This is a genomic window from Idiomarina sp. UBA4206, from assembly GCF_002383015.1.
Taxonomy (GTDB): domain Bacteria; phylum Pseudomonadota; class Gammaproteobacteria; order Enterobacterales; family Alteromonadaceae; genus Idiomarina; species Idiomarina abyssalis.
Genome location: NZ_DFTS01000072.1, coordinates 44,386 through 54,429, shown reverse-complemented (window position 1 = coordinate 54,429; position 10,044 = coordinate 44,386). Strand labels below are relative to the sequence as shown.

The following is a 10,044-nucleotide window of genomic DNA, read 5'->3' as shown; positions in this document are numbered from 1 at the left end:
CCGGATCGGGCATGTAAGCGTTATCGGTTCCAAAGTGAACTTCAAATTCAATACCGACTAACCACTGGCCACTGCGTTGCTCTGTAACTTCGCTGCGAGGCCAGTGGTAGCCAACCCAGGCTTCGGCAAAAAACCATTCACGCAAGTAGCGCTGGCGATTTAGAAAACGTACGCCATAATCCTGAATAGGCACAGCATGATCCGTATTGCCCTCTATCCAGGTTTCAGTTGCCCAGGCTTTATCCTCACCATAAAGGTGGTACAGACGTGCCGTGCTACTCCAGCGCAGTCCATGAGTTTCTTCGGCAAAGGTTCCTATCGAGGCCCAGCGAACAAGCCAGGTATCGGTTAACGTGGCTTCATAATCGACCCGTTGCGCAACGCCGAAACCGTCGCTGTCCCTCCAGAAGGCGGAAGACTGAGTACGAACTTGTTGGTTATCAGAAAAAACAAAACCCGTCATATAACGCGCCCGGGCGTAGGTATCAAAGCGTAACCCCCCGCGAATACCAATGCTGTATGACATCCTATGAGCCTCGTTAATTTCAGGGTCAAAGCCCAGACCCACCAGCCACTCCTCATCAGACTGCGGTGAGCGAATAACAGAGGGCCTGCCTGCGGAATCATCATCCAGAAATTCGTTCTCGTCCACTCGTCCAATAAAGGCCGAAAAGTTTTCCTTTAGCTTAGGCAATGCCACACGCGCTCTAAAACGTGACTTCACTTCAAAGCCGTCATACTGGTCCCACTGAGGTGCCACCGAAAGTCGCCCGTACGAACGTTCGTACCGACCTATACTTTCATCACCAAATAATCCGTCAAACCAGCGTGCTGTAGCGTCGACAGATGAGCCCAGGCCGCTGCGAAATTGATCCAGCCACATGCTCTCATCTTCTTCATCTGACTGCTGAACAGCAACGACAGATTGACAGCTAAGGCTAAAAATAAAAACGAACCAAGTAATCTTTTTCATGTTGAATAGTCTATAACTACATACCGTCTGAAGTTGGAGAATACAATGTCATTTCGCCTAATAATTGTTATTACCAGTTTGTTACTATCTTGTTTTAGCATGGCACAGAATAATGAGCCAACAAAGCAAAAAAATGAAAAATTCGCGACTTTTGCCGGTGGCTGTTTTTGGTGTGTCGAAGAGGCTTTCGAAAAAATGCCCGGTGTTCGTGAAGTTGTATCCGGATACAGTGGCGGTGATGAAGCTAACCCAACTTATGAGCAAGTTGCCGGAGGGCAAACAGGTCACACCGAAGCAGCACAAATCTACTATAACCCGGATATTATCAGTTACGCTGCTTTACTGCAGAAACTCTGGCGCATAAGTGACCCTACGGATAACCAGGGACAGTTCGTTGATCGTGGCGAGCAATACCGTCCCGCTATCTTCTATCATAATGACGAGCAAAAACGCATCGCCATGCAGTCACGTGAGTGGCTCGATAAAAACGGCCCTTTTTCTGAGCCGGTCGTTATAGAAATAACACCGCTGAAAAGTTTTTATCCGGCAGAAGAGTATCACCAAAATTACTACGACAAGAACCCTGTTCGTTATCGTATTTACACCTATAACTCGGGACGCTACGACTTTGTAGAAAAACACTGGGGAGACACCTCCGACGTTGACTACCAACAATTCACCAACGACAAACCAGCCGGCGAGCGTGAAAACACCGAGCAAAGTTACACTAAACCCAGTGACAAGGAATTAAAAGAGCGTTTAACGGACATTCAATACGCGGTTACGCAAGAGGACGCCACCGAACCTGCTTTTGATAACCCTTATTGGGATAATGAGCGACAAGGCATTTATGTTGATGTTGTCAGTGGTGAACCGCTTTTCTCTTCAGCGGATAAATATGAATCCGGTACTGGCTGGCCAAGTTTCACAAAACCAATAACACCGAACGCCGTTGTTGAAAAAGAAGACAATAGTTGGTTTTACACGCGTACTGAAATTCGCAGTCGTAAGGCAGACTCTCACATTGGTCATGTATTTACAGATGGCCCTCAGCCAACTGGACTGAGATACTGTATGAATTCAGCGGCACTGCGCTTTATTCCTTTAGAAGATATGGAAGAAGAAGGTTACGGTGACTACATTCCTGCAGTCACCGGAGATTAAAAGCTGAAAATTAGGCAGTCCAGCCGAGTTCTCTGGCTCGCTGTTCTGCTTGTTTAGGTACGTCAGTGGCCACAAAGTGGTGGTGCAGTACCTGAACACCCAACATATGATTTATGACCGCATCAAGCTGCACACGCTCTTCATTCGGAACGTTTTCATCCTGATGTCGCTCAAAGGTCTTAACCACTTCGCTGTAATCGAGCAAACCAGCTGACTTAACCGCATCTTCACTCAGAAATTGCTCAGCCAGCTTCTCTACCGCTTTCCACTTTTCCGGATCCGTATGCGCCGGAGGTGCCATAAAGGCAAACTTCTCTCGCTTATATAGCGTTTCCGGAAGCAAGCCTTTCATCGCCTCGCGCAACACATACTTTTCTTTATTGCCTTTAATACGTAAATGCGGTGGAACCGTGAATGCGTATTCCGCTAAATGGTGATCCAAAAATGCGGGGCGCGCCTCCATTGAGTTAGCCATGTCAACGCGGTCACCACCCCAGGTCAGTATTTGCCCTTCCAGCATGGTTTTTATCCATACATACTGGGCTCTGTCGAGCGGGTGACGGCCATCGAGCATGTTCTTGTCCAACGTATCAGCAATCGCCGTGCTGGGATCATAGCCCTCAACTTGTTGGCGTTTACTCTCTGACATGAGCGGCAAGGCTACCGAAGAACAAGACAGCCACGGCTGTACACAGCTCGGAGTAAAGCCCATTTTCTGGTTAAAAGCGTCGCTGACAAACTCTTCGCGGGCCAACATAGCGCCTTTAAAGAGCTTATTATTTTTTTCCAGCAACTCCTGCCATTCAACCCGTTCAACTTCTGGCAAGTGATCTAAGCCATGCAAAAACATATCTTTACGGAACGCCGGGTAACCGGCAAAGAGTTCATCCGACCCTTCGCCTGTCATCACAACCTTATAACCGGACTCATGCACCTCTTTACTCATAAGGTACTTAGCAACCCCCAGGGTGTTGTAAATGGTGCGTTCGGTGTGCCATAGCGTTTTCACGAAATGGTCATACAGGTCATCGGCCTTCAGCCGCATAATATGGTGGTCGGCCTGTGTCGCCTCCGCCATTTCTTGTGCTATTGGTGTTTCATCATAGTCATCAGAGTCAAACCCAATGGTAAAAGCTTTTACTGAAGTTTGAGTTGATGCCGATGCCAGACCAAGAATTGCGCATGAATCAATACCTCCGGACAGATAGCACCCGACAGGTACGTCAGCTGTCATACGATGCTGAACAGCTTCCAGTAATTTAGCACGAACACCTTCTATATAAGATTCTTCATCGACATCGGCGCCCGGATAGCTTTCTTCAGGCGGAAAGTCGACATCCCAGTACTTATGCTCGGTCGCAACCACCTTGCCGTTTTTTCGTTGTAGCTTAACCACATAACCGGGCTGAACCTGATTAATACCTTCAAAAGCCGTAGAACCCGGCACCATGACCTGAATTAACTGGTGGTATAAACCTTCGGCTGAAAACTCCCGCTTAACATCCGGGTGAGAAAATAACACTTTCAGCTCAGATCCAAACACAACCCCATGTTCTGTTTCTGTCCAGTACAGAGGCTTAATTCCAAAACGGTCACGTACTAAATAGAGGCTTTCGTCTTCGGCATCAAACAAACCAAAAGCAAACTCTCCCCGAAGCTCTTTTAGCGTGTCTTCCAGACCGTAACGCTCAAACAAATGCAGGACAATCTCAGAGTCACTTTTACTGTTAAAGCGTGCGCCACGAGCGGTTAAGTCCGCACGAATACGTTTAAAATCGTAAAACTCACCGTTGTGAGTCAGCATCAGTCGTTTGTCGGCTGACAAAAACGGCTGACGACCTCTTTTTTCGTCCAGGTCAATAATAGATAAGCGGGCGTGACTGAATCCCACGCCATAATCTTGTTGTACTTCGTAACCAAACCCATCAGGACCGCGATGATGCATTATCGCCGCCATATTCACCAGGGTTTGGGGTTCAATCGCTCTTTCCGTTTGATGATGAAAAACGCCAGCAATTCCGCACATTCTTTGCTTTTCCTCGTATCAGACGACATCAATGACGCGCTCAGCTCGCTGCACCATACAGGTCAAAAGCGCCATACGTAAAAACACCGCTCCCCGGGCCTGGCTGAAATACCAGTTATGGGGGGTGGAGTCGAGATCGGTCGATAATTCCTGACCGCGTGCTAATGGGTGTAAAATAATGGCGCTGTCTTTTAGCGGTGACTGCGTCGTTAAGTGAAACTCACTACCGTAAGTACTAAAGGTATCACCTTCCCACGAAATGGCGTTGATATAAACCACATCGAGTTCTGGTAATACCTGCTCTAAATCCCGAGTGGTACGAATTCTAATTCCGGCCTGCTCAATCTGCTCTTTTTGCTCTTCTCCAAACAATTGGGTAGAAGACTCTTCATCATGAATAATGACAATTTCATCAATAGCCTTAGGAAACTTAACCAAACATTTTATGAAGCTGCGCACCGTTCGCATTTTATCCGGCACCCCAATAATGCCAATTTTTATCGGAGCTTTATCGGCTTCATCAGTCACCAGATCAGGACGCCACTTAAACAGTGCGTACATATCGGCTAATGCTTGAGTCGGATGCTCGTCTGAGCCATTGCCCGCGTTAATAATGGGAATGCGCAGCGAGTCGATCATCTCTTCTAATGAGGTTTCGTTGTTGTCACGCAAGACAACACAGTCACCGTAGTTATTGAACATTTCAGCAACATCAGACAAGCACTCACCTTTAGCGATACCTGTCGTGGAACGATCAGTAATGGACATAATGTCGCCGCCCAATCGATGCCAGGCACTTTCAAAGGATAACCGTGTGCGGGTGCTGGGTTCATAAAAGGCACTAATTAAAATCTTTCCCTGCAGCGATGTACTGAATCGACGTGGGTTAGCTTCGTATTTAGCGGCAAGTCGAAACAACTGCAACATACCCAGCTGCGAAAACTGGTCAGCAGATACCACATGCTGATTTGATAGTTTCAGCAGGTAATCACCATCTTCCTGAATTGCTTTCAATAACGCCTTTGGGTGAGCATCGCCACACACATCGGGGCGGTCTCTTTCAAAGGAGACATCCTTTATAGTCATACAATTACCATATGGTTTTAGAAATAAAATCTTTAATAAAAAGACCCAGTAACAACACCGGAGCCGCACAGGTCATAACCAGTGCCAGAGAAATCATCCATTCAAAAGCGACTTCACTAATCAGCATGAACTTGTTCCCCCTCATCTAACTGGTTCCAGTCAAACTTTTTATCGCTACGGATAATACCGACTAAACAGATCAGCCCGGATACCGCGCAAGACGTTAGTGCCGCTACGTAAAATCCGATAGCGAAATAGCCCAGCATGCCAAATAGAGTACCAAATGCCATAGCCGCTGCTGCATAACCGCCTGTTAATCTGCGTTGATAAAGCCCAAGCAGTATTGGCCAGATAGTACTGGCGACAAAAGCACCGGCGAAATTAAGTAAAGCACCTAACGTAGCAATACGCGGCAAACACAGCAACCAGGTCAGAATGCCCAAGCCCAGGATGCAGCTGCGGTTAAAGCGCATTAAGGTTTTGTCACTTGCCTTTGGCTTAAGCCGCTTATGGAAAATATCTTGTGTCACCAGGTCTGATGTCGCTGCAAGTAAGGAGTCGAGACTGGACGCCAGTGCGGAAAAAATGATGATAAAGACAACAATAGCCCCGGCTTTTCCGAGTACGGCTGCTGCAACGGTCGGTCCTATCATATCCGGGCTTGGCGGAAATATTCCAAGCTGAGGAGCCGCAAGAGCAATAAAGCCCGTTACAATAGGAATGGGCAACCACAGTAGCCCCCCTGTTAAGTAGGCTTTGTAGGCAACGTTCTTTTTGAAAGAAAGCGCACGCGACCACCAGACATTGGAGTGAAAAATTTCACCAAGCCCAAAGAAAATATTATTGAACAGAAACATGACGGCTGCAGGAAACAGCAGGTCCAGCAACTGTGGGTGTTCAGCCGTTAAATTGCTGTGGATGCTCGACAGCCCGACGTTATCAATCAGCCAATAAGCGATAAAACTGACGCCAACAATAATAATCAAGGCCTGGATAAAGTCTGTAGCTATTACAGCCCGCATACCGCCAAATAAAGTATAACCGACACAAATGGTCAGTATGGTTGTCATGCCAATGTGGTAATCAAGGCCGCTCAGCGATTCCAGTAAAATGCCACCTGCCATGCCCAGACTGATTAACCAACCGAACGCATACACCACCGAAATAATAATAAAAACAAGCCAGGCCAGGTTGCCATAGCGCAGGCGTACAAAGTCGCCGGAGGTGTAGCCATTAGGCAGCAACTCTTTAATTCGCTTGGCCATTGGAGCGAAGAGAATAAGTCCCAGGGCTGCAAAGGAATAACCTATCATTCCCCAAATCCCAAACTGATAGGTCAGTTGTGGCGCTACCAGCGTGGTGTTGCTGGTGACCCATGTGGCCATAGCGGTTGCCGCCGCAAATGCGAAGCCAACATTACGCCCCGCTAAAGCAAAGTCTTCATGGCTACGGTTTTTGCGTCCTAGCCAATAACCAAAGGCAACCCAAAACACCCCGAACAGGATGATAATTGTAATACCCGTACTCGTCTCTAATGCGAACTCAGTCATGATGCTTTTGGTGTTTAGAGTGTATCCATTGACGATGCAGCAACAACAGCGTTGCCACCAAAGTGATAAAAATAACGAGACCAATAAAGAATAGCGTTAAAGCCTGCCAAAGTGGGTAATGCTTTACTGTAATTTCAATGGTGTTACTGAGATAAGTTTGGTTTTTAGCGTCTTCTGCTCTTGCCCGCAAGTAGTAGGAGCCATTGCTAAAGCCGGTTAATGAAATGTCTTTAAAGTCGCCTAAAGCAGGAAATTGTTTAGTATTTTCCGAGAACTCTGAATCACTGGCAACTTCAATGGTAACTCTGTTAAGCTCGGCTGCAGCAGTCGTACTAACAGAAACGGTAAAATAGCCTTCTTTGACGACAGAGTCAGGCCCGCTTAGCTTCAGGGGGCTTGCAAGCGTGGTGGTTGGCAATACGCTTAAAAAACATAAAACCAACAATATATAGCGATAGTTAAAGCAGTTTTTCTGTATCGTCATTAAGACTTCTGCTCACCAATATCAGTTGAAATTTCAGGCTATCAGCAGAACTTCGCAATTTCAACTGTTTGAAGCAGTCATCTATTTGATGTTTAAAGCCGTAGTTATCTCAACATCTTATTTACGTTTAGCGGTCAATGAGTCAATGCAAAAATATTTATGCAGTTTAGGTTCCAATATAGAACCACAGAGTCACTTCCCTAAAGCCAGAGCTGCCCTTGAAGCTTTATCCGGCAATATAAGCTTTTCACGCAATATTCCTACGCGTCCGGTGAATATGAATACCAAAAGAGATTTTTTGAATGCCCTATTCATTATTCAAACATCGATGAGTGCGGAGCAACTTAAACAAGAGTTTAATCGCATTGAAGAAGCGTTGGGACGTGACCGTTCTGATCCACAAAGAAGCTTTAAAGACCGCACAATTGATATCGATATTCTGGGAAAGGTAAGTGATAACCCCAAAGTACCTGATTACTTAACCTCGTTATTAACGGATTTAGGAATTGCCTCATGAAAAAGACAGCACTCGTTACAGGTGCAGGCCGCCGCTTTGGTTTTGAGCTATCAAAGGCGCTGCTGGCTGAAGGCTATCAACTGTTTGCTCACTACAACAGTTCTCGCGACGGTATAAGCGAGTTAGAGTCACTCGGTGCCACAGCGGTGCAGGCAGACTTTACCGATATAGAAAGTATTCAGGGCATGATAAAAACAATCAGTAACGCCACTGATTCGATTGAGCTTTTGGTCAATAATGCATCCTGTTTCTTCGATAATGAAACCGTTGATAACGACAATAAAGCGCTTGCTGCCGTGTTTCAGGTACACGGGATAGCCCCTTACATGCTTATTAGCGGCCTTCAGCAGCAGCTAAGTCAGTCGGAAAACGGACTCGTCATCAATATAACGGACATATACGCTGATCGCCCCTCCACCGATTACATTGCTTATTGCGCAGCTAAAGCCGGACTGGCCAATATGACTCAGGCATTTGCTAAAACCTTAGCCCCATCGGTAAGAGTCAACGCAATTCAGCCGGGGCCCATTCTCTTTTTACCGGAACATGATAAAGAGCATCGTATGCAAGTTTTGGATGAAACACCGTTACGAGTTGAAGGTGGTTTAGAACCCATGATAGAAACCGTTCGCTTTTTACGCGACAACCCATTTATTACCGGCGAGTCCATTAAAGTCGACGGCGGTCGTGGCTTAATGATATAAAAAAACCCGGCACAACGGCCGGGTTTCAGTTCAGTATAGCGACGCTTATTTAAGCATTCCGCGCAATACGTAATGTAAGATACCACCACTTTTGTAGTAGCTCATTTCATTACCTGTATCGATACGGCACTTAACCTCAAACTCGACTTCGCTTCCGTCTTTGCGTTTAGCAACAACTTTCAGCATTTGTCCAGGCTTGAGGTTATCATCAAGGCCTAAAATCGATATCTGCTCTTCGCCGGTCAGCTTATGTTCTTTAACACCTTCACCTTCAGCAAATTGCAGCGGCAGAACACCCATACCTACCAGGTTAGAGCGGTGGATACGCTCGTAGCTTTCAGCCAGTACCGCTTTAACCCCTAACAGCGTTGTACCTTTCGCTGCCCAGTCGCGGCTTGAGCCTGTACCGTACTCTTTACCAGCTAATACAACCAGCGGCGTGTCGTTTTCCATATACTTCATGGCGGCATCGTAAATGGCCATTTGCTCGCCAGTAGGAATGTACTTGGTGTAACCACCTTCGACATCATCCAGCATTTGGTTTTTAATGCGAATATTGGCAAACGTGCCGCGCATCATCACTTCATGGTTACCACGACGCGAACCATAGGAGTTAAAGTCTTTAATTTCTACACCATTTTCCTGCAGATACTTACCTGCCGGTGAGTCCGGTTTGATAGAGCCTGCCGGTGAAATATGGTCCGTAGTAATTGAATCAGCGAACACGGCCAGAACATTAGCGTCTTTAATGTCGCTCGGTGCTTGCAGTGGCTTATCAATACCTTCGAAGAACGGAGGATTCTTAACGTAGGTAGAATCGTCCTGCCAGTTATAGGTATTGCCTTCTGCAACACTAATTGACTGCCACTCTTCGTCACCTTCAAAGACCTCACCATATTCTTTACCAAACATCGCGTTATCCACCATTTTCACAGCTTCAGCAATTTCAGCGCTGCTAGGCCAGATGTCTTTTAAGAATACGTCATTACCATCTGAGTCTTTCCCCAGAGGATCTTTACTCAAGTCAGTGCGCGTTGTACCTGATAGCGCGTAGGCAACCACTAGCGGTGGTGAAGCCAGCCAGTTTGCTTTAACTTCAGGGTGAACACGGCCTTCAAAGTTACGGTTCCCTGACAATACCGAAGACACAGTCAAGTCGCCTTCGTTAATGGCTTCCGTTATTTCATCGTCCAGCGGGCCCGAGTTACCAATACAAGTGGTACAACCGTAACCCACCAGGTTAAAACCAAGCTTATCAAGGTACTCGTCTAAACCAGCTTTTGCGAAATAATCAGTAACGACTTTAGAACCCGGAGCCAATGACGATTTCACCCATGGCTTACGAACCAACCCTTTTTCCACTGCTTTCTTAGCTAGTAAGCCTGCTGCCATCATGACGCTTGGGTTTGACGTATTGGTACAAGAGGTTATAGCAGCGATGACAACATCACCGTGCGATAAGGAATAATCCTTACCTTTAACTTTTACTTCTTTGTCTTTCTCGCCCGACTTACCGTTAGTTTCCAGTATCAGGTCGAAT

10 protein-coding genes are annotated in these 10,044 nt (G+C 46.6%); 3 read left to right on the top strand and 7 right to left on the bottom strand.

Annotated elements, in window-relative coordinates:
* A partial coding sequence (locus B3180_RS14335) for a hypothetical protein (RefSeq protein ID WP_286845176.1) occupies window positions 1-973 on the bottom strand: 973 nt, incomplete at its 3' end.
* 99 nt (window positions 974-1,072) lie between these two features.
* Between B3180_RS14335 and msrB the strand changes: the two genes are divergently transcribed.
* Window positions 1,073-2,137, top strand: a complete 1,065-nt coding sequence (gene msrB / locus B3180_RS14330) for a peptide-methionine (R)-S-oxide reductase MsrB (protein ID WP_278358401.1) — start codon at window positions 1,073-1,075, stop codon at window positions 2,135-2,137.
* A gap of 10 nt (window positions 2,138-2,147) precedes the next feature.
* On the opposite strand, the gene asnB is transcribed toward msrB, so the two are convergent.
* The 5 genes from asnB to B3180_RS14305 are packed head-to-tail and all read right to left on the bottom strand — an operon-like array spanning window position 2,148 to window position 7,283.
* Entirely contained in the window at window positions 2,148-4,163 is a 2,016-nt protein-coding gene (asnB, locus tag B3180_RS14325; RefSeq protein ID WP_054487326.1) for an asparagine synthase (glutamine-hydrolyzing), read from the bottom strand.
* An 18-nt stretch (window positions 4,164-4,181) separates the two neighbouring features.
* On the bottom strand, window positions 4,182-5,249 hold the full coding sequence (locus tag B3180_RS14320) for an aspartate/ornithine carbamoyltransferase family protein (RefSeq protein ID WP_054487324.1): 1,068 nt from the start codon (window positions 5,247-5,249) through the stop codon (window positions 4,182-4,184).
* A gap of 4 nt (window positions 5,250-5,253) precedes the next feature.
* Entirely contained in the window at window positions 5,254-5,376 is a 123-nt protein-coding gene (locus B3180_RS14315) for a hypothetical protein (RefSeq protein ID WP_263621029.1), read from the bottom strand.
* On the bottom strand, window positions 5,366-6,799 hold the full coding sequence (locus tag B3180_RS14310; protein ID WP_054487321.1) for a sodium:solute symporter family protein: 1,434 nt from the start codon (window positions 6,797-6,799) through the stop codon (window positions 5,366-5,368). The genes B3180_RS14315 and B3180_RS14310 overlap by 11 nt, the downstream gene beginning before the upstream one ends.
* The gene (locus B3180_RS14305; protein WP_273022621.1) at window positions 6,792-7,283 is read right to left on the bottom strand and encodes a hypothetical protein; all 492 of its coding nucleotides are present in this window, start codon (window positions 7,281-7,283) and stop codon (window positions 6,792-6,794) included. Before B3180_RS14305 ends, B3180_RS14310 begins: the two co-directional genes overlap by 8 nt.
* A gap of 88 nt (window positions 7,284-7,371) precedes the next feature.
* On the opposite strand from B3180_RS14305, the gene folK reads away from it, so the two are divergent.
* The gene (folK, locus tag B3180_RS14300) at window positions 7,372-7,800 is read left to right on the top strand and encodes a 2-amino-4-hydroxy-6-hydroxymethyldihydropteridine diphosphokinase (RefSeq protein WP_224797554.1); all 429 of its coding nucleotides are present in this window, start codon (window positions 7,372-7,374) and stop codon (window positions 7,798-7,800) included.
* On the top strand, window positions 7,797-8,504 hold the full coding sequence (locus B3180_RS14295; protein ID WP_224797555.1) for an SDR family NAD(P)-dependent oxidoreductase: 708 nt from the start codon (window positions 7,797-7,799) through the stop codon (window positions 8,502-8,504). The genes folK and B3180_RS14295 overlap by 4 nt, the downstream gene beginning before the upstream one ends.
* 45 nt (window positions 8,505-8,549) lie before the next feature.
* Here the strand turns inward: B3180_RS14295 and acnA are convergent.
* Window positions 8,550-10,044: aconitate hydratase AcnA (gene acnA / locus B3180_RS14290; protein ID WP_286845171.1), on the bottom strand; the 1,495-nt coding region annotated here is incomplete at its 5' end.

Bases quoted from the DNA above. Each gene is read 5' to 3' on its own strand.
- B3180_RS14295 (WP_224797555.1), top strand. From the start codon at position 7,797: ATGAAAAAGACAGCACTCGTTACAGGTGCAGGCCGCCGCTTTGGTTTT.
- msrB (WP_278358401.1), top strand. From the start codon at position 1,073: ATGGCACAGAATAATGAGCCAACAAAGCAAAAAAATGAAAAATTCGCG.
- B3180_RS14310 (WP_054487321.1), bottom strand. From the start codon at position 6,799: ATGACTGAGTTCGCATTAGAGACGAGTACGGGTATTACAATTATCATC.
- asnB (WP_054487326.1), bottom strand. From the start codon at position 4,163: ATGTGCGGAATTGCTGGCGTTTTTCATCATCAAACGGAAAGAGCGATT.
- B3180_RS14315 (WP_263621029.1), bottom strand. From the start codon at position 5,376: ATGCTGATTAGTGAAGTCGCTTTTGAATGGATGATTTCTCTGGCACTG.
- B3180_RS14305 (WP_273022621.1), bottom strand. From the start codon at position 7,283: ATGACGATACAGAAAAACTGCTTTAACTATCGCTATATATTGTTGGTT.
- B3180_RS14320 (WP_054487324.1), bottom strand. From the start codon at position 5,249: ATGACTATAAAGGATGTCTCCTTTGAAAGAGACCGCCCCGATGTGTGT.
- folK (WP_224797554.1), top strand. From the start codon at position 7,372: ATGTTTAAAGCCGTAGTTATCTCAACATCTTATTTACGTTTAGCGGTC.